The organism is Brevundimonas vesicularis (genome assembly GCF_032067225.1).
Classification (GTDB): Bacteria; Pseudomonadota; Alphaproteobacteria; order Caulobacterales; family Caulobacteraceae; genus Brevundimonas; species Brevundimonas vesicularis_F.
This window is the reverse complement of the sequence record NZ_DAMBJX010000016.1, coordinates 4,815-28,281: the sequence shown is the minus strand read 5'-3', so window position 1 is coordinate 28,281 and position 23,467 is coordinate 4,815. Positions and strand designations below refer to the sequence as shown.

20 protein-coding genes are annotated in these 23,467 nt (G+C 66.6%); 8 read left to right on the top strand and 12 right to left on the bottom strand.

Features of this window, described 5'->3' with window-relative positions; translation table 11 throughout:
* The first annotated feature begins 140 nt into the window (after nucleotides 1-140).
* On the top strand, nucleotides 141-1,346 hold the full coding sequence (metK, locus tag RT123_RS05875) for a methionine adenosyltransferase (RefSeq protein WP_313008321.1): 1,206 nt from the start codon (nucleotides 141-143) through the stop codon (nucleotides 1,344-1,346).
* 4 nt (nucleotides 1,347-1,350) lie between these two features.
* Here metK and RT123_RS05870 read toward each other — a convergent pair whose 3' ends face one another.
* The 4 genes from RT123_RS05870 to RT123_RS05855 all read right to left on the bottom strand — a co-directional run bounded on the left by RT123_RS05870 (nucleotide 1,351) and on the right by RT123_RS05855 (nucleotide 6,781).
* Nucleotides 1,351-2,619 (bottom strand): pentapeptide repeat-containing protein, encoded by a 1,269-nt coding sequence (locus RT123_RS05870; RefSeq protein ID WP_313008320.1) that lies wholly within the window; start codon nucleotides 2,617-2,619, stop codon nucleotides 1,351-1,353.
* 52 nt (nucleotides 2,620-2,671) lie between these two features.
* Nucleotides 2,672-3,301, bottom strand: coding sequence for a bifunctional diaminohydroxyphosphoribosylaminopyrimidine deaminase/5-amino-6-(5-phosphoribosylamino)uracil reductase RibD (locus tag RT123_RS05865; RefSeq protein WP_313008318.1), 630 nt, complete (start codon nucleotides 3,299-3,301; stop codon nucleotides 2,672-2,674).
* The gene (gpmA, locus tag RT123_RS05860) at nucleotides 3,298-4,011 is read right to left on the bottom strand and encodes a 2,3-diphosphoglycerate-dependent phosphoglycerate mutase (RefSeq protein ID WP_313008317.1); all 714 of its coding nucleotides are present in this window, start codon (nucleotides 4,009-4,011) and stop codon (nucleotides 3,298-3,300) included. Before gpmA ends, RT123_RS05865 begins: the two co-directional genes overlap by 4 nt.
* A gap of 199 nt (nucleotides 4,012-4,210) precedes the next feature.
* Entirely contained in the window at nucleotides 4,211-6,781 is a 2,571-nt protein-coding gene (locus tag RT123_RS05855; protein ID WP_313008316.1) for a TonB-dependent receptor, read from the bottom strand.
* Between the two features lie 339 nt (nucleotides 6,782-7,120).
* Between RT123_RS05855 and rpsT the strand changes: the two genes are divergently transcribed.
* The 6 genes from rpsT (at nucleotide 7,121) to gyrB (ending at nucleotide 14,758) form a co-directional block, all read left to right on the top strand.
* Nucleotides 7,121-7,390 (top strand): 30S ribosomal protein S20, encoded by a 270-nt coding sequence (gene rpsT / locus RT123_RS05850; RefSeq protein ID WP_017505938.1) that lies wholly within the window; start codon nucleotides 7,121-7,123, stop codon nucleotides 7,388-7,390.
* Nucleotides 7,391-7,845: 455 nt separating this feature from the next.
* Nucleotides 7,846-9,321, top strand: a complete 1,476-nt coding sequence (gene dnaA / locus RT123_RS05845) for a chromosomal replication initiator protein DnaA (RefSeq protein WP_370451926.1) — start codon at nucleotides 7,846-7,848, stop codon at nucleotides 9,319-9,321.
* Between the two features lie 109 nt (nucleotides 9,322-9,430).
* Nucleotides 9,431-10,549 (top strand): DNA polymerase III subunit beta, encoded by a 1,119-nt coding sequence (dnaN, locus tag RT123_RS05840; RefSeq protein ID WP_055806769.1) that lies wholly within the window; start codon nucleotides 9,431-9,433, stop codon nucleotides 10,547-10,549.
* Nucleotides 10,550-10,608: 59 nt separating this feature from the next.
* On the top strand, nucleotides 10,609-11,022 hold the full coding sequence (locus RT123_RS05835) for a hypothetical protein (protein ID WP_313008314.1): 414 nt from the start codon (nucleotides 10,609-10,611) through the stop codon (nucleotides 11,020-11,022).
* 34 nt (nucleotides 11,023-11,056) lie between these two features.
* The gene (gene recF, locus RT123_RS05830) at nucleotides 11,057-12,187 is read left to right on the top strand and encodes a DNA replication/repair protein RecF (protein WP_313008345.1); all 1,131 of its coding nucleotides are present in this window, start codon (nucleotides 11,057-11,059) and stop codon (nucleotides 12,185-12,187) included.
* Nucleotides 12,188-12,331: 144 nt separating this feature from the next.
* On the top strand, nucleotides 12,332-14,758 hold the full coding sequence (gene gyrB, locus RT123_RS05825) for a DNA topoisomerase (ATP-hydrolyzing) subunit B (protein WP_284877008.1): 2,427 nt from the start codon (nucleotides 12,332-12,334) through the stop codon (nucleotides 14,756-14,758).
* A gap of 17 nt (nucleotides 14,759-14,775) precedes the next feature.
* On the opposite strand, the gene RT123_RS05820 is transcribed toward gyrB, so the two are convergent.
* The 6 genes from RT123_RS05820 to RT123_RS05795 form a co-directional block, all read right to left on the bottom strand.
* On the bottom strand, nucleotides 14,776-15,216 hold the full coding sequence (locus RT123_RS05820; RefSeq protein WP_313008313.1) for a hypothetical protein: 441 nt from the start codon (nucleotides 15,214-15,216) through the stop codon (nucleotides 14,776-14,778).
* 87 nt (nucleotides 15,217-15,303) lie between these two features.
* A complete protein-coding gene (locus RT123_RS05815) occupies nucleotides 15,304-15,690 on the bottom strand; it encodes a DUF6491 family protein (protein ID WP_156363173.1) in 387 nt (128 codons plus the stop codon).
* A gap of 26 nt (nucleotides 15,691-15,716) precedes the next feature.
* A complete protein-coding gene (mnmD, locus tag RT123_RS05810; protein WP_313008311.1) occupies nucleotides 15,717-17,549 on the bottom strand; it encodes a tRNA (5-methylaminomethyl-2-thiouridine)(34)-methyltransferase MnmD in 1,833 nt (610 codons plus the stop codon).
* 86 nt (nucleotides 17,550-17,635) lie between these two features.
* The gene (locus tag RT123_RS05805; protein ID WP_066629586.1) at nucleotides 17,636-17,941 is read right to left on the bottom strand and encodes a hypothetical protein; all 306 of its coding nucleotides are present in this window, start codon (nucleotides 17,939-17,941) and stop codon (nucleotides 17,636-17,638) included.
* A 98-nt stretch (nucleotides 17,942-18,039) separates the two neighbouring features.
* Nucleotides 18,040-18,906 (bottom strand): flagellar motor stator protein MotA, encoded by an 867-nt coding sequence (gene motA, locus RT123_RS05800; protein WP_055754172.1) that lies wholly within the window; start codon nucleotides 18,904-18,906, stop codon nucleotides 18,040-18,042.
* A gap of 86 nt (nucleotides 18,907-18,992) precedes the next feature.
* Nucleotides 18,993-20,792 carry a long-chain-acyl-CoA synthetase gene (locus tag RT123_RS05795; protein ID WP_313008310.1) on the bottom strand — a complete coding sequence of 600 codons (1,800 nt, stop codon included), beginning with the start codon at nucleotides 20,790-20,792 and terminating at the stop codon, nucleotides 18,993-18,995.
* Between the two features lie 325 nt (nucleotides 20,793-21,117).
* Here RT123_RS05795 and RT123_RS05790 point away from each other — a divergent pair, with 325 nt between their 5' ends.
* A complete protein-coding gene (locus RT123_RS05790) occupies nucleotides 21,118-21,681 on the top strand; it encodes a hypothetical protein (RefSeq protein ID WP_313008309.1) in 564 nt (187 codons plus the stop codon).
* Between the two features lie 58 nt (nucleotides 21,682-21,739).
* On the opposite strand, the gene RT123_RS05785 is transcribed toward RT123_RS05790, so the two are convergent.
* Together RT123_RS05785 and RT123_RS05780 are read right to left on the bottom strand one after the other, a co-directional pair.
* Entirely contained in the window at nucleotides 21,740-23,062 is a 1,323-nt protein-coding gene (locus RT123_RS05785; RefSeq protein WP_313008308.1) for a sorbosone dehydrogenase family protein, read from the bottom strand.
* Nucleotides 23,063-23,074: 12 nt separating this feature from the next.
* Nucleotides 23,075-23,467: lipocalin family protein (locus tag RT123_RS05780; RefSeq protein WP_313008306.1), on the bottom strand; the 393-nt coding region annotated here is incomplete at its 5' end.

Genomic DNA, 23,467 nt, shown 5'->3' with positions numbered 1-23,467 from the left:
TTTACCCTAAAATGGGAGGGAGTCAGCCGATATGCTTACGCCGCAAAGCAGTTTCCAGCCGAAGAGCGGCGCTTCAGATCACTTGAACATATAAGCATATCTTTATATGCCTGTCGGTCTGACACTGACAGGAGCCTCTCTTGGCCGCTCGTTCTTCCTTCCTCTTCACCTCGGAAAGCGTTTCCGAAGGCCACCCCGACAAGGTCGCGGACCGCATCTCCGACACCGTCGTGGACGCCTTCCTGGCCAAGGATCCTGAGGCGCGCGTGGCGTGCGAGACCCTGGTGACGACCCAGCGCATCGTGCTGGCCGGCGAGGTTCGCGCCACCCAGCCGGGCAACACCAAGGAACAGAACGAAGCCTTCACCCAGAGCATCATCGACAGCCTGGAGCCGCTGGTCCGCGCCGCGGTCAAGGACATCGGCTATGAGCAGGACGGCTTCCACTGGGAGACGGCGGACTACTCCTGCTTCCTGCACGCACAATCGGCCGACATCGCCGTCGGCGTCGACTCGACCAATGAGAAGGACGAGGGCGCGGGCGATCAGGGCATCATGTTCGGCTATGCATCGAACGAGACGCCCGAGCTGATGCCGGCCACCCTGCAGTACAGCCACAACATCCTGAAGCGCCTGGCCGAGGTTCGCCACGCCGGCGGCTCGCAGCTCGAGCCCGACGCCAAGAGCCAGGTCACGATCGAATACGAGGACGGCAAGCCGGTCCGCGCCACCTCGATCGTTCTGTCGACGCAGCACGCCAAGGGGCTGAGCTCCGAGCAGGTCGCCGAGATCGTCAAACCCTATATCCTCGAAGTGCTGCCTGAAGGCTTCACCGACGAGAACACCGTCTGGCACATCAACCCGACCGGCATCTTCGAGATCGGCGGACCAGACGGCGACGCCGGCCTGACCGGCCGCAAGATCATCGTCGACACCTACGGCGGCGCGGCGCCCCACGGCGGCGGCGCCTTCTCGGGCAAGGATCCGACCAAGGTTGACCGTTCGGCCGCCTACGCCTGTCGTTACCTGGCCAAGAACGTCGTCGCCGCCGGTCTGGCTGATCGCTGCACCATCCAGATTTCCTACGCCATCGGCGTGGCCACGCCCCAGTCGATCCACGTCGATCTGCACGGCACCGGCAAGATTTCGGAAGCCGTTCTGGAAGACAAGATTCTGGACCTGATCGGCGGAGCCACGCCGCGTGCGATCCGCCAGCATCTGCAACTGAACAAGCCGATCTACGCCCGCTCGGCCGCCTACGGCCACTTCGGCCGCGAGCCGGACGCGGACGGCGGTTTCAGCTGGGAAAAGACCGATCTGGTCGATCAGCTCAAGGCGCTGGCCTAAAGCTTCAAGCGGCCTGATCGATGGTCAGGCCGCGCACGCCCGCTAGATTGGCGTCGGTCAGGTCGGCCTGGCGGGTCTGAGCGCCGTGCAGCGTTGCACGGCCCAGATCGGCGCCGGCCAGGATGGCGCGCTTCAGGTCGGCGCCCGACAGGTCCGCGCCGCGGAGCACGGCGCATGTCAGATCCGCAGGCATCAGCCGGTCGGCGGCGATCAGAAGCGGGCCAAGTTGCGCATCGCGCATGTCCGCTCCGTTCAGTCGCGCACCCCGAAGGCGCGCGCCTCGCAGGTCGGCGCGCCGCAGTTTGGCCGAGCGCAGGTCGGCGTTGTCGAGCTGGGCGCCCTGCAACTGCACCCCCTCCATATCCAGGCCGTAGAAGACCGCGCCCTTGGCCGACAGGGCCGTCAGGTTCAGGCCCGTGATCGACTTCAGCGGACGCAGGTCGACGCCGTTGAAGACCGAAGGCTGCCCCTCGGCTCCACCAGTCTCGCACCAGCGCGCATGTTCGCGCAGCATCTCGGCGGCGGGCATCTTTTCCACGGATTCGCAGGACGACTTGTTGTCGGTCAGGGCGCCCTGCATGTCGGCGCCGTCGGCGCGCCACATGGTCGTCTTGCAGCCCACAAGGATGGCGTCGCGAAGGTCCGCCCCCGACAGGTCCGCCCCTGACAGATCGGCGCCGGCGAGGTCGGCCCCGCGGAAATCCGCCTGTTTCAGATTGGCCCGCACCAGTTTGCAGTCCTTCATCACCGCGCCGGAGAAGTCGGCCTTCACGGCGATGACGCCGGCCATCTTGGAGCGTTGAAGATTGGCCCCGGCCAGGCAGGCACCGCTGGCCTCGGTCTCGTCGCGGTGGCGCGGCTCGATGACCTTGAAGCCTAATCTGGCGTCGGCGGCCGCGATGGTGCCCTCGCGCAGGTCGGCCTCGAACAGATCGGCCCCCGACAGGTCCGCCCCGCGCAGGCAGGCGCCGCGCAGATCAGAGCGGCGCAGGCTGGCCTCAGCCAGGATCGCATCCTGCATGTCCGCGCCGAAGAAGTTGGCGTTGTCCAGCTTGGCCCCGGTCAGGTCGCAGCCTTCCAGACAGGCGGCGGCGAAATCGGCGTCGGCCAGATTGCGGTCCTTCAGGCTGAGGCCCGACAGGTCCATCCAGGCGAAGACCGCGCGCGCGCCGCCGGGTCGGGCCTGGAACAGCCGGTCGTGCCGGGCGCAGATGACGTCCAGCTCCGCCTGCGTCAGGCGCTTTCTCACGAGGGGTTCAGCGGCGAGGGCCATCAGGACACATTACGCGCCCTGACTTAAGAAACCTTTGAACGGCGAAGCCGCCTCAGACGGTCAGCAGCCCCTGGGCCTGAAGGGCCTCGGTCAGTTCCCCCGGCCCGGTCCACAGGCGCGTGTAGCCCGCTTCGCCCAGTCGCTTCAACTCGGTGACCAGATCGGCCTTGGGCGAGGCGACGAACCGGCCGTCGAAACCGGCGCCGTCCTCGCTGATGCGTACCATCGGGCGGCCGGTTTCCAGCCGGTGCAGGAAGCCTTCGCACAGGGCCGCGCCCTCTTCGCACATCAGGCCGGTCTCGACCGTCAGCCCTTGCGCACGCAGCCGCTCGGTGCCGCGTCCGGCTGCAAACGGCGACGGGTCCATACAGGCGATCACGACCCGCGCCACGCCCGCCTCGGTCAGGAAGTGGGCGCAGGACTTGCGGCCCGAAGACCGCGCGCCGCACGGTTCCAGCGTGACATAGACGGTCGAGCCCACGACATCCGCGCCGGCGGCGGGCACGGCCTGCTCCTCGGCATGGGGACGACCGCCCGGCGCGGTGGCGGCCTGGGCGATGACCCGGCCGTCCTTGACGATGACGCAGCCGACCGCCGGATTGGGCCAGGTCTCGCCCATGCGGCCGGTCGCCAGGGCGATCGCCTGGGCCATGAAGGCCTGGTCGGCTTCGCTCCAGCTCATGATGCGGTCGGCAATGTCTCGGCGCGAGCGGCGTCGAGGTAGCGGGCGGCGGTGGGCTTCAGATCCGCATTCAGTTCGATCTCCAGCGGATTGCCGGTCGGGATTTCAACGCCGACGATCTGATCGTCCGGCACGTTGAACAGCAATTTGACGATGGCGCGCAGGGAGTTGCCGTGGGCGGCGATCAGCACGTCCTCGCCCGCCTTCAGGCGCGGCGCGATCTCGGTGTCCCAATAGGGCTTCACCCGGTCCAACGTGGTTTTCAGGCTTTCGGTGTCGGGAATGGCCTTGCCGGCGTAGCGGGGATCGGCGTTGAAATCGAACTCGCCGCCAGGCGCCAGCGGAGGCGGCGGCACGTCGTAGCTGCGGCGCCAGATCTTGACCTGGTCTTCGCCGTGCTTCTGGGCCGTCTCGGCCTTATTCAGTCCCGTCAGACCGCCATAGTGCCGCTCGTTCAGCCGCCAATCCTCGATCACCGGCACATCGGTCAGGCCGGCCGCCTGCAACGCCAGGGCGCCGGTGCGCTGGGCGCGCGTCAGGACCGAGGTGAACATCACCGCCGGCTTGAACCCGGCCTCAGCGATCAGTTCGCCGCCGCGGCGCGCCTGGGCCTCACCCTCCGCCGTCAGATCGACATCGACCCAGCCGGTGAAACGGTTCTCAAGGTTCCACTGGCTCTGGCCGTGGCGGAGCAGGATCAGGCGCGGCATTCGGTCGGTCCTTCGAAATACGGCCTTTCGGGGTAGGACGCCCTCCGAAGTCGGTCAAGGCTCGCGGGCCTCGCCTTCGCTTGTGGCGCCGCGCAGGTCGGGGTAACGGTCGAATCGATGTCCGACCGTCTTTTCTTTCCCCTGGCGCTCGCCGCCGCCGTCGTGATGATCGCCCTGGCGACTGTCTGGCCCTGATCCTCTAGAAAAGGATCTTGCGCAGATTGATGCGGAAGACGCGCCCCTGCGGGTCCAGATAGTCGCGCTGATAGTTGACCGGCGTCTGACCGTCGCTGCTGGTCACCGAGACGCGGTCGTCAAAGATGTTCTGAACGCCGAAGCCGATCCGCGTGCCCTTCAGGAACGGGAAGCGCTCGACCCATGAGGTGCGTTGGGTCAGATCGGCGAAGGCGAACAGATTGACGGTGGTCCGGCCCGAGAAGTCCAGATCGGGCGAGCCCAGCGCGTCGCCATTGACCGTCGTGCCCGAGCGCCAGTTGGCGTTGACGAAGGCGCCCACGCCGTTTCTGGACAGGCCGGTTTGAAGCTGGACCTCATGGCGCGACTGACCGCCCGAGCCGGAGATGGAATCGCCGTCCAGAAGATCCAGCGGCGCCAGACCGTCGCGAATGGTGACCTCGTCCTGGACGCGCCAGGTGTGGGTCAGCGACAGGTTGAAGATGCCTTGGCCGGGCTGCATTCCCGATCCACGTCCCCCGCGCATCCGTCCGCCGCCGCCGGGGCCGCCGGGGCCGCCCGGTCCGCCCATCATCATCATTCCGCCGCCGCCCGGACCGCCACCAGGACCGCCGCGTCCACCCGGACCACGACCGCCCGCCGCCGCGGGGTTCGGCTTGCCGAACGGGCGCGAGAAGTTGAAGCCCCACTGAACGTCCTGCTGCTCGCGCTTGAAGAAGTTCAGCGGACGGGCGTCGATGGACACCAGATTGCCGTCCGCATCGCGAACGAACCGATCCGGCAGGGCCGCCTCAAGGTCGGGCGTGATGGCCGGGAAGCTGGAGATTTCGTTGTCCGCCTCGGTGCGGGTGTAGGCCAGGTTCAGGCGGAAATCCTTGTCCGACACCGGTTGCCAGTTCATGCCCAGCTTCAGGATGCGCCGATCCTCGGCCTGCAGATTGGGATCGCCGCCGGTGATGCGGTTGATCTCGACGGTCTGACCGGTGCGGAAGTCGAAGACCGGCGTATTCGGCGTCGATACTGTCGGGTCGTTCAACTGCTGGACCGTTGGCGCCTTGCCCTCGTCGGAATAGTTGGCCGAGAAGGACAGGCGCTCGACCGGCGACCAGTTTAGCCCGGCCCCGACCGAGGACACGCCGCCGAAGTCGGACAGCTCCTGATAGGCCAGGTTCAGATTGGCCGACAGGTCGCCGATCTTGGGCAGGACGCCGCGCTCGACGTTGGAGATCGGCAGATCGAAGTTGGCCTGCACGCTGCCCGAGTTGCGCGACTGCGACCGCTCCACAGCGACACTTGAACCCAGGCTTTCGGAGAACCGCAGGCTCTCGGAATCCAGCGATTGATAACCGGCCCCGACCTTGAAGGTCGAGGTGATGTCGCCGGCCGGCAGCTCATAGGGACGCCCGTTCAACACCAGTTCCGCCGTCGCGGTCTGGGCCACCGAATTGGCGGTGTCGCGCGGATTGAGGATGGCCCGGTCGGTCAGGTCGCCGAACGGATTGACGGTCAGATCGCCCGCGATCAGGGCCCGCAACGCCGTCGCATTCACGCCTCGCCCCGTCGTGGTGTCGGTCTCGACGCGGCTGTATTCCCCCGTCGCCGTCCAGCGCCAATCGCCCACATAGCCGTCGAACACCGTGCCCAGTTCAGCGGTGCGGGTGTCAGTCTTGCGCGTCAGGGTGCCGGGCAGGTCCAGATAGCTGAACAGGGTCGCGTCCTGACCGGTCGGCGAAAACGGATTGGTCCCCGGCACGGTCAGCTGAACATTGGGCAGGCCCTGATAGCTGAAGCTGTTTGAGTCCTCCACGCTGCCGCTCAGCGTCATGCCGACCTTGTCGTTCAGGTCGCGCTTGTAGGTTCCCGACACCGACAGCTCGTCCGTCTTGGGCAACAGTGTGCGATAGGCGTTGGCCAGTTCGCTGTCGCCGCCGGCCGTCGTGCTGCGGTCGATGTCGCGCTCGGTCTCGAACAGCGTGTTGGAGGTCGTGCCGTTGATATCGACCGACCAGCGGTCCGAGCCGGCGATGCGCAGGACGTTGTTCTCGCTGGCGGTGGTCGTGCGACCGCCCTGCTCCGGCCGGCTGACGTTGACCGAGGCGGTCAGAGACTTGAAGTCCGCCTTCAGCACGATGTTCACCACCCGCTGATTGGCGCTGTAGCCATAGGACAACGCGGTCTCTTCAGGCAGAACGTCGAACCGTTCGATGGCCTCGGGCGGAATGCCGCGGATCTCGCGGAAGCCCGAGATACGCCGACCGTTGACCAGGAAGACCGGAGAGCCGCCGCGCGCGCTGCGGGTCTGGGCCTCCAGCAGGGTGATCAGTTCGCCGATGTTGGTCGCGCCGAAGGCCTGGATCTGGGCGGTGTCGTAAGAGACGATCGGTTCCTGCCCGCCCAGGGCCACCCCGCGCCGCGCCGCCGTCACCTCTACGTCCGGCAGAACGACCGTCGGCTCCTCCTGCTGGACCTGCGCCTGGGCTTCTAGCGGCTGGGCCGCATTGGTTTGGGCCTGAACAGGCTGGACGACACCGGCGGCGGGGGCCAGCGCAAGCAGGAGAAGCGCGGTCTGGGTCATGGAACGACGATCCGGGAGATGATTTCAGCCCTTGTCAGGACGGGACAAACATGGCCGTAAAACGACACAATTCATGAACAAAGTGAAAGCGTTGCACTCTTTCGACACAACGCAAAAACCTGCGACGGAAAGTCCGCTAAAGCGCGTTAAAGCCTGTTGGGTTGCGTTTGGATGATAGCGCGCAAGGCGCGCTCAAACCGGCGTCCTGGCCCAACCTTGGAGTCCAGCGATGAAGACTCCGCGTTGACCGCCTGCGGGCTTTCGGCTATAGGCCCGCCCTCTTGAGATTTCCGCGCCGTGGACGTGTGCTCCGCGGCGTTTTCCGTTCGAAGGTTTGACATGGCCAACAACCCCGGCGCCCGCAAGGCGATCCGCAAGATCGAAGCGCGTACCGAAGTGAACAAGGCGCGCCGCTCGCGCGTCCGCACCTATCTGCGCAAGTTCCAGGAAGCCCTGGCCGGCGGCGACGCCGCCGTCGCCAAGACGGCCTTCATCGAGGCTCAGTCCGAGCTGATGCGCGCCGTCTCCAAGGGCGTCGTTCATAAGAACACCGGCTCGCGCAAGGTCTCGCGCCTAGCCGCCCAGCTGAAGAAGCTGTCGGCCGCCTGAGCCAAAATTAATCCAACAGCGGACGGAACAGCTGTCGCTGTTTCGTTGTGGGATTATAAAGCAATATCAACGGCGAAGGCGCGCAAGCTCCTTCGCCGTTTTGCGTTGTGTCGCTAACCGTCAAATCCGAAAACACCGATCGTCGAGCCATGATCCGGCCGAAATTCCAAGCGGTGTCAGGGTTTGACGGAGTCAAACAATTTAACTGCGAATCGACCAACGAATCAGCGTTGACCCACCCGGCTCGCGGCGTAAGTTTTGGCCTCTAACGCACTTCCATCCCAGCACGGATGAAGACGGCGCGAGGCCTATGTTTCGCGTCGGCGGGAGATGTCTGTTCAGAGGTTAGACCCCGTCCGAAAAGCATCGCTTTTCGGCGCAGGAGAAGTCGTCCCTGAACCATCGCCCTGAAGCGCGGAAGGTCGGAATGGTTTTTCTAAGGTGGGCGGGCAAAGATGGTTGGGGGCGCAGCGGCGATGGCAGGCGGAACGAAGACGTCGGGACTGACGGATCCGGACCGCATCTGGAGCGAGGCGTCCGTGCGCCTGCGCGCTGAAATCGGCGATGGTCCCTTCTCTTCCTATATCGCCCCGTCGGCGGTCCGCCTGGACAACGCCGGCCATCTGATCCTGGTCACCCCGACCGCCTATGCCCGCGACTGGGTGCGCAAGAACGCGCTGCGTCGCATGAACGAACTGTGGCTGGGCCTGGACGGTCTGTCGCGCCGCCTGGAGGTGCGCTGCCGCGCCGAAGTGGGATCGGCCCCGCCGGCCTCGGCCGTGATGCCGGGCAATGTGGTGGACGCCGCCCCGCGTCTGGCCGCCTTCGCCGCCACGCCGCAGATGGCGCCCGCCGCCCCCATCAGCGCTGACGGCGCCCGCGCCGTACGCGCCGCCGGTCTGCAGGATCGCCTGACGTTCGACAGCTTCGTCGAAGGCCAGGGCAACGCCTTCGCCCTGGCCATCGCCAAACAGGTGGCCAGCTGGGCCGACGGTCACTTCAACCCCGTCTTCTTCTGCGGCCCCTACGGTTACGGCAAGACCCATCTGCTGAACGCCATCGCCTGGGAGGCCCAGCGTCTGCGTCCCGAGGCCAAGGTCGTCTATCTGACCGCCGAACGCTTCCTGTCCACCTTCGTCAAGGCGATGCAGGACCGCTCGACCGCCGCCTTCAAGGAAAGCCTGCGCTCGGCCGACATGCTGCTGCTGGACGATGTACAGTTCGTGGGCGGCAAGACGTCGACCCAGGAAGAACTGCTCTCGACCCTGACCGCCCTGATCGAGGACGGCAAACGCATCGTCTTCTCGGCCGACCGTGCGCCCATGGCCCTGACCGAGGTCGAGCCGCGCCTGCGCAGCCACCTCGCCGCCGGCCTGACCTGCCCGGTCGAGGCAGGCGACCGTGAGCTGAAAATCGCCGTGGCCCAGAACCGTCTGAAGGCCCTGTCGGCCCTGGGCGTCGTCCAGGGCGAGGCCAACCCGGAGGTCCTGGCCCAGTTGGTGGACCGCACCCCCGGCTCGATGCGCGAGCTTGAGGGCGCCGTGAACACCCTGGCCGCCGCTGCGGGCGCGCGCCTGTCGTCAGTGTCGGTCGACGAAGCCTCGACCCTGCTGGGCATGGCCATGCGCGGCGGCCCCGAGCGCCGCATCACCGTGGACGAGATTCAGAAGACGGTCGCTGACCACTTCAACATGAAACAGGCCGACCTGCTCAGCGAACGCCGCACCCGTTCGGTCGCCCGCCCGCGCCAGATCGCCATGTATCTGTGCAAGCAGCACACGACCCGTTCCTACCCCGACATCGGTCGTCGTTTCGGCGGGCGCGATCACACCACGGTCCTGCACGGCGTGCGCAAGATCGAGGAGCTGATGCCGCAGGACGATCAGATCGCCCGCGACGTCGAGGCCCTGACGCGCAAGTTGCGGGGCTGAAGCTGTGGAGCAGCAGGTCTGACCCGTTGCTCCCGCCGCGCAATCCGCTAGTGTCCCAGGTCACTTAACCGCAGCCGCCTTGCGAGTCGGCCGCGCCGGGCGAGACGACATGCAGCTGACCATCGAACGATCCGCGCTCCTGAAGGCCCTGGGCCACGTGCAGAGCGTCGTCGAACGTCGAAACACCATTCCGATCCTGTCCAACGTCCTGCTGAGCGCGGGCCGCGACCGGCTGGCCTTCGCCGCCACCGATCTGGACATGGAGATGGTGGACGAGGCCGAGGCCCAAGTTCAGGTCGAGGGTCAGATCACGGCTCCCGCCCACACCCTGTACGAAATCGTGCGCAAGCTGCCGGAAGGCGCAGAGGTCTCGCTGCTCTATTCGGGCGACGATCCGCGCCTGGTCGTTTCGGCCGGCCGGTCGCGCTTCAACCTGCCGGTCCTGCCGGCCGGCGACTTCCCCGTGATGTCCACAGACAGCGCCGGCGCCTCGTATGTCCTGCCCAAGGAGGATCTGGCCCGTCTGATCGACAAGACCCGGTTCGCGGTCTCGACCGAGGAAACGCGCTACTATCTGAACGGCCTGTATCTGCACACGGTCGCCGAGGCTGGCATTCCGCTGTTGCGCGCCGTCGCCACCGACGGCCACCGCCTGGCCCTGGCCGAAACCCCGGCGCCCGAGGGCGCAGCCGGCGGCCCCGGCGTCATCGTGCCGCGCAAGACCGTGGATCAGGTCCGTCGCCTGCTGGACGACGCTGGCGGCGCGGTGGAGGTCACCGTCTCGGCCCAGAAGATCCGCTTCCAGATGGGCGAGGCGTCCCTGACCTCCAAGGTCATCGACGGCGCCTTCCCCGACTATCTGCGCGTCATCCCGCGCGGCAACGACAAACAGGCCGACATCGACAACGCCCTGTTCGCCAAGGCCGTCGACCGCGTCGCCACCATCTCGGCCGAGAAGAGCCGTTCGGTGAAACTGGCGTTCGACAACGACCGGGTGAAGCTGACCGTACGCAACATGGAAGCCGGCCAGGCCGAGGAAGAGGTCGAGATCGGCTATTCCGACGAACCGTTCGAAATCGGCTTCAACGCCCGCTATCTGCTGGACGTCGCCGGCCAGATCACGGGTGAAAACGCCGCCTTCCGCTTCGCCGACCCAGCCTCCCCGACCCTGGTGCTCGATCCGGGCGATCCGGGCGTTCAGTATGTCCTGATGCCGCTACGGGTGTGAGCCAAAGACAACGAATTATCGCAGCGCGACGCTGGCCTGAACTCTGGCGGATCATGTTCATGGCTGCTTATGCCATACTGGCTTTCGCCCTGTTGCGCTCAAATGATGTCGTCTTTTCATTTTTTGGCTGGGTAGGCTTAGCCGTCGTTGGATGGTTCCTGATCCATACGCTGATCAATCGTGCGTTCCCGCCCGACCTCATACTCTCGACGGAAGGCTTTAAAGTTGCCGGCATTTGGCGACGCCCCCTGATCCCCTGGATCGATGTTGATCGGTTCTGGATTCTAAAAATCCACGTCAACAGCTACTTGCTGTACGCGCTTAAAAATCAGCCTTGTCGAAATAACATCGGCCTCTGGATTTTTCGTGGTCTACCGTCGGAAGCGGACGGACGGCTTCGTCAAACTTATGAGCTCGACTCGCAACGCCTAGTGAACGTGATGAACGCCTGGAAGGCTGGTCACGGCACATGACGGATTGGGTTCCGGCTTTCGCCGGGATGAGCGGATAGATTTGAGTCTCGCCTCCCTCACCCTCACCGACTTCCGCTCCTATGCGGGCGCGCGGCTGGAGATGACCTCCGTCCCCGTGGTGCTGCATGGGCCGAACGGGGCGGGAAAGACCAATCTGCTGGAGGCGATCAGCCTGTTGACCCCCGGCAAGGGGCTGCGCGGCGCCACCGCCGCCGAGATGGGCCGGCGCGAGCCGGGCGAGGCGACCGGACGCGCCTGGGCCGTCATGGTCGAACTGGACGACGAGACGCGGCTGGGCACAGGCGTCCAGGCGGCAGGCGCGGCGCGGCGCATCGTCCGCATCGACGGCGAGACGGCCCAGCCGGGGCGGCTGCTCGACTATCTGCGTCCTGTCTGGGCCACGCCGGACCAAGACCGGCTGTTCTCGGACGCGCGCGCCGAGCGGCTGAAGTTCTTCGACCGGCTGGTCTTCGCTGCCGATCCCGACCACGCCGCCAGCGTCTCCGCCTATGAAAAGGCGCTGCGCGAGCGGCTGCGCCTGCTGAACGACGCTCAGGACGGGCGTGAAGCCGACCCCGTCTGGCTGGACGCCCTTGAGGTTCGGCTGGGCGAGGCCGGCGCCCGCGCCGCCCTCGCCCGCGTCGCCGCCCTGCACGCGCTTCAGGCCGCCATCGACGACCGCAGCGATCGGCCCTTCCCCCAGGCCGACCTGGGTCTGGACGGCGCCGCCGAACAGATGGCCGAAGCGGGCGCCGAGGAGGACGAGATCGCCGCCGCCATCCGCGAGGGCCTGGCCAAGGCCCGCGCCCGCGACGGCGCCGCCGGCCGCTCGCTGTTCGGGCCGCACCGCACCGACCTGACCGCGCTGCACCGCGAGAAACAGCGCCCTGCGGCCGAGGGCTCTTCGGGTGAGCAGAAGGCCTTGGTCCTGAACCTAATTTTGGCTCAGATCGCGCGGCTTTCAGATCATGCTGCGCGCCCGATCCTGCTGCTGGACGAAGCCCCCGCCCACCTCGACGAGGCGCGCCGCACGGCCCTGTTCGACGAGATCACGGCGCTGGATCTGCAGGCCTTCATGACCGGGACCGAACGCGACCTGTTCGCCGGTCTGGAAGGCCGCGCCCAGTTCGTCCGCGTGGCCGGCGGCGCGCTGGAAACCGACTAGGCTCCAATCGCGGAATTCCTCGCTTTTTCGCCGGAATTTCCTATATGTTGCGGGCTTCGGCGCGGTGCGATCCCGCCGTCGATTCGAGCGCCGGGTCCGGCGCTCCATCCCCGTCCCGGTCGGGACTTCAGAGCCAATGACTTCATGACCGATCCGATTGCCGACCTGCCCGAATACGGCGCCGATTCCATCAAGGTTCTCAAAGGCCTGGACGCCGTGCGCAAACGCCCCGGCATGTATATCGGCGACACCGACGACGGCTCGGGCCTGCACCATATGGTCTATGAGGTGGTCGATAACGCCATCGACGAGGCCCTGGCCGGCCACGCCGACCTGGTCCAGGTCATCCTGAACAGCGACGGCTCGGTCACCGTGACCGACAACGGCCGCGGCATTCCCACCGGCATCCACGAAGGCGAAGGCGTTTCGGCGGCCGAGGTCATCATGACCCAGCTGCACGCCGGCGGTAAGTTCGACCAGAACTCCTACAAGGTGTCCGGCGGTCTGCACGGCGTGGGCGTGTCCGTGGTCAACGCCCTGTCCGACTGGCTGGAGCTGAAGATCTATCGCGACGGCAAGGCGCACCAGATGCGCTTCGAGCGCGGCGACACGGTCAAGTCGCTGGAAGTCACCGGCGACGCCCCCATTCGCGAGGACACCGGCAAGCCGCTGAGCGGAACCGAGGTCACCTTCTTCCCGTCTGTCACGACCTTCAGCCACATCGACTTCGACCTGAAGACGCTGGAACACCGTCTGCGCGAACTGGCCTTCCTGAACTCGGGCGTGGTCATCAAGCTGGCCGACCAGCGCCACGCCGAGCCGGTCGAGATGATCCTGCACTACGAGGGCGGGGTCGAAGCCTTCGTGCGCCACCTCGACAAGTCCAAGACGCCGATCCTGAAGGACGTCATCGTCATTCGCGGCAAGAAGGAAGGGATCGAACTGGATCTCGCCCTGTGGTGGAACGACAGCTACCACGAGACCATGCTGTGCTTCACCAACAACATCCCCCAGCGGGATGGAGGCACCCACCTGTCGGCCTTCCGCGCCAGCCTGACCCGCGTCATGGGCGGCTATATCGAGAGCTCGGGCGCCGGCAAGAAGGAGAAGGTCTCCGTCACCGGCGAGGACGCGCGCGAGGGCCTGACCTGCGTCCTGTCGGTCAAGGTGCCGGATCCCAAGTTCAGCTCCCAGACCAAGGACAAGCTGGTCTCCTCCGAAGTGCGTCCGGCCGTCGAAAGCCTGTGCTCGGAAGGCCTTTCGACCTGGTTCGAGGAACATCCGGTCGAGGCCAAGCAGATCGTGGCCAAGATCATCGAGGCGGCGTCAGCGCGTGAGGCCGCCCGCAAGGCCCGCGACCTGACGCGGCGCAAGTCCGCGCTCGAAATCTCGAGCCTGCCGGGCAAGCTGGCCGACTGCCAGGAGCGCGATCCAGCCAAGTCCGAACTGTTCATCGTCGAGGGTGATTCCGCCGGCGGCTCGGCCAAACAGGCGCGCAACCGCGAGAACCAGGCCGTCCTGCCTCTGCGCGGCAAGATCCTGAACGTCGAGCGCGCGCGCTTTGACCGGATGCTGTCGTCGGATCTGATCGGGACGCTGATCCTGGCGCTGGGCACCGGCATCGGACGCGACGACTTCAACGCCGACAAGCTGCGCTATCACAAGATCATTTTGATGGCCGACGCCGACGTCGACGGCGCCCACATCCGCACCCTGCTGCTGACCTTCTTCTATCGTCAGATGCCCGAGCTGATCACGCGCGGCCACGTCTATATCGCCCAGCCGCCCCTCTATAAGGTCTCCAAGGGCAAGCAGTCGCGCTACCTGAAGGATCAGGCCGAGATGGACGCCTATCTGATCGAGGAAGGTTCGTCAGAGGCGGAGTTGGACCTGTCCACCGGCGAGCGTCGACTGGGCTTGGACCTGCAATCCCTGGTGCGCGAGGCCAAGGCCTTCAGCGCCAGCGTCGATCGCCTCAGCCAACGCGCCCCCGCCTTCGCTATCGAACAGGCGGCGCTCGCCGGTCTGTTCGCAGAGCATTCGGACATGGCGACCGCCTCAGCCGCCGCCGCCGTGCGCCTGAACCTCTATGCCGAAGAGGGCGATGGCGAGTGGACGGGCGCGCCGGGCGAGCAGGGCGCCGTGGTCTTCACCCGCACCCGTCGCGCGGTGCAGGAGACCATCGTGCTGGAGGAGACCCTGATCCGCTCGCTGGACGCCCGTCGTCTGGCCGAACGCGCAGCCGCTTTCGACGGCGTCTTCGTCGCCCCCGCCACCTACCGCCGCAAGGACAAGTCCACGACCATTCGCGGTCCGCTGGACCTGCTGACCGCCGTGCTGGACGCGGGCAAGAAGGGCCTGTCGATCCAGCGCTACAAGGGCCTGGGCGAGATGAACCCCGAGCAGCTGTGGGAGACGACGCTGGACGTCAACGCCCGCACCCTGCTGCAGGTCTCGGTCGAGCACGAGGAAGACGCCAACGACCTGTTCGCCAAACTGATGGGCGACGTTGTCGAACCCCGGCGCGAGTTCATCCAGGACAACGCTCTGGACGCGGCCGTCGACGTCTGATGGCGAAAGGGCGCGGCCTACTGGCCGCGTCCGCCCGCGATGAAGGCCTGGATGGTCGGGAAGGCCGCCGTCTGGGGCCGCATGTCCTCACAGGCGAAGGATTTGATTGCGCCATAGATGCCGCCGGCCGGCGTCGCTTCCCACGGCGTGTCCTCGGAATAGCGATCGGTTTCCGCCCCGTCCGCGCCATAGGTCACCGTCGCGCCCGAACGCGACTGGCCGTCCGAACACCGCACCATGACCTCTTCGGTCTCATGGCTGAGATTGGTCGCCTCGCCGCGCGCGGGCACACGCGCCATGCGCGTCGTCGCCACGCCGTCTACCGGCGCCAGCGCATCGACATCCACCAGATAGACGGTGGCATCGCTGCGTGAAAACGCAGCCCAGCTTTCGGCCGCCGATGGCGATGCGATCGCCGCCGTCGCCAGGATCGCCGCCACGCCAACTGTTCTGATCATCCTCTTCCCTCCCCAGGCAAGGCAATCATTTCATACCCGCGCGAGCGAGAATTCAATCTCTCCCGAAGGCTGCGAAAGCGTTTTCGGTCAGGGCCGATCGCGAGACGGCAGGGCCTCGATCTCTGCGGTCGTCAGCTTCCTGGCGATGCGCACGCGGCACGGTTGAGGGCCCGTCGCCGGGCTGAGCAGTGAGGCCTGATCGCCGGGACACAGGCGGCTGGATCCGGCGACAGGTTCCAGCGCGATCGACAGGGCGCGGGTCATGTCGCGACAGAAGGGGGTTTCGATCTGGAACACCCCCGCGTCGGCTGTGCGAACATACAGGGTCTGGTCGTTCGGCGCGGTGAAGTTGCGCACCAGATTGGGCCGGAAGCACTGGCCGGCGTCGGCGCGGCTGGCCGTCGTCACGCCCGGCGACGGCGCACAGGCCGACAGTACGAGGAGAGCAGCCGACGACAGAATGAGGCGATGCATAGTCAACTCCTGAACAAGCCCCCGCTTCATCCTGCGCGCGTCGGCGAGGACGATGCAAGGGCGTCCGTCAGAACCGCAGACCGACGGGCCGACACGCGCGCCGCCAGATCGCGCGGCAGGGGCGAGGGCTGATCAAGGACGAGGGCGGCGATATGCTCGCCCAGCAAGGGCCCGACGCAAAAGCCGCGCGACCCCAGACCGCCGAGCACATAGAGTCCGTCATCGAGAGCGCCCGCCACAGGCAGGCGATCCGGCGTCGTGGCGCGGACTGCAGCCCGATGCTGCACCGTCCCGGCCGCCGTGATGCGCTTGGCCAACGCCGGCAAGCGCGCTTCCAAGGTCGCCAGATTTCGTACGCTGTCGTCCTCGCGCGGCGCCGTGTCGGTGTCGCCCCGGTCATGGGTCGCGCCGAACAGCACGCCTTGGCCCGTCGGAACCGCATAGCCGCCCCAAGCCATGGGGTGGATGGTCACGTCCCCGTCGATCCAGTCCGCCTGCCCCCGCACGGGCGACAGGCGCGGCGTCTGGTCGAACCCTTCCAGCAGGGCGGCCGATCCCCAGCCGGCGGCGAGAACCACCGCATCGACCTCGCCCAGCACGACGTCGGCTTCGCCAATCAAGCGCCAGCGGCCGTCGGCGCGCTCCAGCCGTATCACGCGCTCAGAGCGCGTCTCCGCGTCCGAAAGCCATTTCGAGAGCACCGTCGCAGGGCGCACCGCGAGTGCCCCCGTCATCAGCAGACCGCCTTGCCCCGTTGCTTCGCCGGCGACGGCTGACGCCGCCCCGTCGTCCAGCACCACCATGTCATCGTCATTCCAGATCGGCTGGCGAGCGATCTTTTCGAACCGGGCCGCATCCCGCGGCGCCTGGGGGAGTTGCAGCACGCCGTGGCCGGTTACGGCGTCCGGGATCGAGGCATACAGATGTGCCGCCCGCTCCAGCGCCTGGGCGTGCAGGGCGGCGATGCCGAGGTCGCCGGCGTCCAGACGCGGCGTGACCAGGGCCGCCGGAAAGCCAGAGCCGCCCGCGCCAGGGCGCTCACCCTCGAACACCATCGCCCGGACGCCCTCCGCCTTCAGGGCCTGCACCACCGATGCGCCGGCGACGCCCGCGCCGATCACGGCGACGCTGGGCGGCGGCGACGGTTCGAACATTGAGGAGAGACGCGCCTCAAGCCGCTCGCGCTTGCGGCCATGGCCGGGGCGCTTCTCGACGACGAAACCCTGCTCGGCCAGGCCCCGGCGCACGGCCCCGGCGACGGTGAAGGTGGCCAGGCTCGCGCCCGGCGCCGAGCGCTCGGCGATCAAGGCCATCACGTCGGGCGACCACATGCCCGGGTTCAGCGCAGGCGAGAAACCGTCCAGGAACCAGGCGTCCGCCGCCCCCGACCACTGCTCCAGCGCCCAGGCCGCATCGCCCACCGCCAGGTCCAGCACGGCGTCGAAGCCCGGCAGGTCCACCCGGTGAAAGCCCGGCGTCGCGGCCGGCCAGTTTGCGATCAAGGCCTCGGTCGCCACCGCCAGTTCGGGCCAGGCGCCCAGCGCCCGCGCCGCTTCCGCCGCCGTCAGCGGAAACCCCTCGATAGAGAAGATGTGCAGCCGCCCGCCCTCGGGCCGGGTCCGGCGCCAAAGGTCCAGTAGGGCGGCGATGTTCAACCCTGTGCCGAACCCCAGCTCGGCCACCGTGAAATGATCCCGCCCCATCCAGGCGTCCGGCAGGCCGCAACCTTCCAGAAACACCGCCCGCGTTTCGGCCAGGCCGTCGTCTCGGGAGAAATAGACGTCGCCGAACCGGCCGGAGCGCGGCTCGCCCTCTTCGGTCCAGGTCAGCAGGGGCGAGGCGTCGTCATCAGGCGTCATCGCGCGGCTCTAGCACCTTCGTCGCCGACATGAAAAAGGCCGCTCCGGTCGGAGCGGCCTCTTCGGGCTTTGGTTTCGACGCGGCCTTAGTGGGCGGCGGCCGGACCGTGCGCAGGCTCGGCCGGCGCGACAGGCACGGGCGCTGCGGCGGAGGCGTCGGCGCCCTGCATCGTCGTGGCGGCCTGGGCGGCGGTGTCTTCCTGAATGGCCTGATTGGCCGCCGCTTCGGCGTCCTTGGCGGCCTGATCGACCGTCAGGGCGGCTTCTTCAGCACTGCCTGCGGCCTCGACCGCATCGGTGGCCGGCGCTTCGGCCTTCTCTTCCGGGGCCTTGCTGCAGGCGGCCAGGACCAAGAGCGCGGCGGATGCGGCGACGAGGGCTTTGATACGCATGAAGATGTCTCCGAAGCTTGCGAGACCGGAACGTCTCTTGGCGCAAACGATAGGGCCGCCGCGCGCGGCAGGGCAAGTTAAGATCAGGAAAGTCGGGATCAGTCGGCGGTGATGCTGTTCAGCGCCTCTTCCATCTCGCCAAACGACGGCTGCGCCGATGACGGGATGTCGCCCCGGCCTATCTCGACCGAAATCTGGGCGGCGTTGCCGTGCAGGTGGGCGACCAGCACCGACTGAATGATCTTATAGTAGGCGGCTTCCTCGTTGATGATGGCCGTCAGGCGCGCCGCGAACGGACCGACCAGACCATAGGCCAGGAACACGCCCATAAAGGTGCCGACCAGGGCGCCGCCGATCATGCCGCCCAGAACCTCGGGCGGCTCGGTGATCGAACCCATGGTCTTGATGACCCCCAGGACGGCGGCGACGATGCCCAGCGCAGGCAGACCGTCGGCCAGGTTCTGAAGCGCGTGGGCGTTTTCCAGATGCTCGTGATGGTGCTTTTCCAGCTGCTTTTCCATCGCATCCTCGACCTGGTGCGGATCCTCCAGGTTCATCGTCATCATCCGCAGGGTGTCGCAGATGAAGTCGACGGCGAAATGGTCCTTCAGCACCTTGGGGTACTTCTGGAAGATGGTCGATTCCTTGGGCTTTTCGATATGGCTTTCCAGCGCCACCACGCCCTTGGACTTCATCGTCTTGGTCAGCTGGAACAGCAGCGACAGCAGGTCCTTATAGTCCTGCTTCTTCCACTTCGGCCCGGCGAAGGTCTTGCCCAACCCCGCCATGGAGCCCTTGATCACCGGCAGCGAGTTGGAGATCAGGAACGCGGCGATGCCAGCCCCGCCGATGGCCATCAGCTCGTGCGGCGCGGCGTGCAGAATCACTTCGAACTTGCCGCCCGAAATGGCGTAGCTGCCGAAGACGAGGCCGAACAGCAGCACGATGCCGATGATCTGGAACATGGAGGCGAACAATCCTGACGCGAGAGGTCGGGACTATCGCCATTAATCATTAAGACGGCGTTTCGCGAACGCCGCCTTGCCGGTCGTTACAGACGGCTTTCGCCCTTCAGGATGGCGTTGCGCCCGGCCGCCGTCAGCTTCTGATAGCCCGCAGCCCCGCCCCGCACATAGAGGGCGGCGCCGGTCTTGGACGGATCGAACCCGTCGACCACCAGATCGGCCTTGCGGTATTTGAAGGTGCCGGTCGTTTCGGCCGACTTGATCAGCCGCACAAACACCGGTTGGGCATAGGCGGGCAGCTTGGCCTCGACATGGTCGGAGAAGGCCTGGGCGTCGAACTTGCCTTCCACCACCAGGGCCGCCATCCCGGCCTTGCCGTCCTGGGCCGGAACGGGCACGCCATAGACGATGGCTTCGGATACGCCTGGCGCGTCCATCAGCACCTGTTCGACCTCTGAGGTCGAGACGTTCTCGCCCTTCCAGCGGAAGGTGTCGCCCATCCGGTCGACGAAGTAGAAATAGCCTTCCCTGTCCTGCTTCATCAGATCGCCGGTGCGGAACCAGCGGTCGCCCTTCTTGAACACGTCGGTCAGGATCTTTTTCTGCGAGGCGGCCTTGTCGGCATAGCCCGAGAAGTCGTGGCGGATGTCGTTGCCGATCAGGCCGATGGCCTCGCCCACCTCGCCGACGCGCGCCAGGCGACACAGACCGTCCGCGCCGCGGATGGGCTGTTCGGTCTCCACGTCGAATTCGACCAGGCGAATATTGATCTGCGACTTCAGGAAGCTCGGCACCCGACCGATCGCGCCCTGTTTGCCGTCGAAGTTGAACAGCGAGACATTGCCTTCGGTCGAGCCGTAGAACTCCAGGATGTCGGGAATCTTGAACCGGCTCTGGAAGTCGGGCCAGACATCGGCGCGCAGGCCGTTGCCGAACGCCAGACGCAGCTTGTGCTTGGTTTCGTCCTCGTGCGGCGGGCAGTTGACCAGATAGCGGCACAGCTCGCCGATATAGACGAACATGGTCGCGCCCGACGAGCGCACGTCGGGCCAGAAGGTGCTGGCCGAGAACTTCTTGCGGATCACCAACCGCGCGCCGTTCAACAGCGCTGCGCCCACCCCGACCAAGCCGCCGGTCGAGTGATACAGCGGCAGGACGTTGAAGATCCGGTCCTCGGGCGTCGAACGCGTGGCGCCGGCGAAGGCGCGCATATAGGTGCGGGCGCGCGAATGCGGGATGCGCGCCGCCTTGGGCAGGCCGGTCGTGCCGGAGGTGTAGATATAAAGGGCGGTATCGCGGTTGGTCAGGCCTTCGCGCGCCGATTTGGACGGCCGCACCGAAGACCCGCCGCGCACAGGCTTGTCCAGGCCGCGACGGTCGCTGGTTTCCAGATCGTCGGTCAGGCCCAGAACCCAGAGCGCCAGGTTGTGGTCGACCAGAGGCCGCGCCTCCTCGATCTGACGCCAGCAGTCCTCGTCCGCGACGACATTGAACGCCTTGGAGATGGCCAGACAGTGGGCCAGCCCCTGCCCGTTCAGATTGGTGTTGATCAGAGCCGTGGCGATGCCGACCTTGGAGAAGCCGATCCACGCCGCCAGATACTCGATCCGGTTGGTCATCATCAGGGCGATGGTATCGCTGCGACGCAGGCCCCGGTTCTTGGCCCAGTGGGCGAAGCGGTTGGCCATGGCGTCCAGGTCGCGATACGTCAGGGTGCGCTGACCGTCGTCGATGGCGATGTTGTCGGCGAACTTGTCGACGGCTTCTTCGAAGTCGTCGCAGAGCAGGACGTCGCTGTCCAACTCGATCGGCTTGATGCGTTTCAACAGACGGAACAGGCCGCGCGCGAACCGGACATCCCTACGGATATTGGCTACAAAACCCATGCGCGCCGTACTCCGGTCAATGCGTGTTCGCTCCCGTCCGGTGATGGACGAAGGCGGCCGGTCGGGTCAACCGTAGGGTCCGCAATCCTTCGCGAACCTGATGAATTGCCGTCCAGCCGTGATCCATTTGTTCGGTTGACGCGGCGGAAATCCAGAGCACCGCCCTGCTTTTTATTGCCGCATTGACGGCAAATGCGGCGGCCGCGCGCACGGTCTTCGCCCCATTCCGGGCGGAAACGGTGTTTCTTCGGGGCTTTTGCGCTTTACGCGGAACGGCGTTGCGGAACGGCGGGTTGGTTGATCGACGTTATGGAGGACACAAACAATGTCTATGACCTATGCCAACGCCAATACCGAAGCCCGCGCTGACGACACGACCTTCGTCCCGCGTTACGCTCGCACGACCAAGTCCAAGAAGTCGGTGAAGACCTGGATGATCCTCGCTCCGATCGGCGCCGTGGTGCTGCTGGGCAGCGGCGTCGCCATGATGATGGGCGGCGAACAGGCCGCTCCGGCCCAGCCCGCCGAGACCGCCGCACCGGCCATGCAGACCGCGCCCGCCGCGATGACGGCCGCCCAGGCGCCGGTCACGCCCGCCCCGGCCGAGGTCGCGCCCACGCCGGCTGCGACCCCGACGCCCGCCGCCGCGCCTGCCCCGGTCGCTCGCCGCGCTGAACCCGTGGCCCGTCGCGCTGCGCCAGCCGTTGAACGGCCCGCCGCCGCCCGTGTTGAGACGCCGGCTACGCCTGTGGGTCCGCAACCCTACGCCGCGCCGGCGGCTTCGCCCTCGAGCACCAGCCAGTTGAACACCGCGCCCGCAGCCTCAACTCCGGCTCCGGTCGTGACCACGCCCGCCGCTCCGGCGATCACGGTCCAGCCGCTGAACTGATCTCAGCAGAATAATGGAAAGCCCTGGCCTCGGCCGGGGCTTTTTTCATGATCGAGGTTCAGGCGCCGCTGACGCGCCAGATGACATTGCCCACGTCGTCGGCGACCAGCAGCGCGCCTTGCCGGTCGATCTGCACCCCAACGGGCCGGCCCTGAGCCTGACCCTGGGCGTTCAGAAATCCGGTCAGAACGTCCTGCGGCGGCCCGGCGGGACGCCCATCGACGAAAGGCACGAAGATCACCTTGTAGCCGCTGCGCACGCTGCGGTTCCACGATCCATGCTGGCCGACGAAAACGCCCGAGCGGAGCGCTGGCGGCAACAGGCTCGCGCCTTGTCCGAACGTCAGCCCCAGCGACGCCGTGTGCGCGCCCAGGGCGTAATCCGGCCGGATCGCGCGCGCGACCATCGCAGGATTGGCGGGCGGACGCGTATCGACCGTCTGACCGTAATAGCTCCACGGCCAGCCGTAAAAGGCGCCCGGCGTGACCGAAGTCATATAGTCGGGCGCCAGATCGTCGCCGATTTCATCACGCTCGTTGACCGCCACCCACAGCTGGCCGGTCTGCGGGTTCCAGTCCATGCCGACCGGATTGCGCAGGCCCGAGGCATAGACCTGCCGCGCCCCCGTGGCCGGATCGATCTCCAGGATGGCGGCGCGATCGACTTCCTCATCCAGGCCGTTTTCGCCGACGTTGGAGTTGGAGCCGACCCCGACATAAAGCCGCCGGCCGTCCGGGCTGGCGACCAGGCTCTTGGTCCAGTGGTGATTGCGGCCGGCGGGCAGGTCCGCGACCTTCGTCGCCGCAGCGTCGATGCGCGTCTGGCCGCTCCGATACGGGAAGGCCACCACCGCATCGGCATTGGCGACGTAGAGCCGATCGCCGACCAGAGCCATGCCGAAGGGCGAGTTCAGGCCGGTCAGGAAATCGCTCCTGATCTCCGCTGCGCCGTCGCCGTCCGCATCCCGCAGCAGGACGATCTTGTTGGGGCTCGGGACGCCGGCGCCGGCCTTGGCCATGACCTTGCCCATCACCCAGCCACGCAGACCGCCCTTCTTGTCTTCGGGCTTGGGCGGTGCATTCGACTCCGCGACCAAAATATCGCCATTGGGCAGGCGATAGAGCCAGCGCGGGTGATCCAGGCCTGTCGCGAACGCCTGTACGCGCAATCCCGCCGCCGCGACCGGCGTCGCGCCTTCGGGCCAGCTCGACGCCGGGGCGATGTTGACGGTCGGCAGCAAGCCCCGACGCGGCGCCGGCAGTTGCGGGTCCGGACCAAACCCCGCCACGACGGGCAAAGCTGTCCCGCCCGCGCAGGCCCCCAGACCGATCACCGTCGCGAGCAGTGTCGAGGCGAACAAGACCGTCCGTGTCGAGCGCATGGCCTTTGATCCTTAACGCGCCGGTTGGGCCGGGAACTCCAGACGACTGACATCATACCCAAGGGCCCGCGCCCGTTCGGTCAAGGCGCGCACCTGCTGCTCGCTAGGCAGGTCGCGCGTGTAGATGAACAGGCGATTGAAGGTCGGATCCGCCGAGATGAACCAGCTGTAGTCGTCCGCCCGATCCAGCACCCAATAGTCCCAGGTTACGAACCCAGCCAGATACTTGACCCTCAGCTTGGCGTTGGTGCCCGGATCGAGGATTTCACCCCGTCCGCCGATGGCCTTTTCCTTGCCGTCCGGCGTGCCGACCTGACAGGTGTCGCGCACATCGACCCGCGTGCCCTCGACCGGCGTATAGATCGACGCGCCGGCGACGCAGCCGTCGGTCAGCCGATCCGGCAG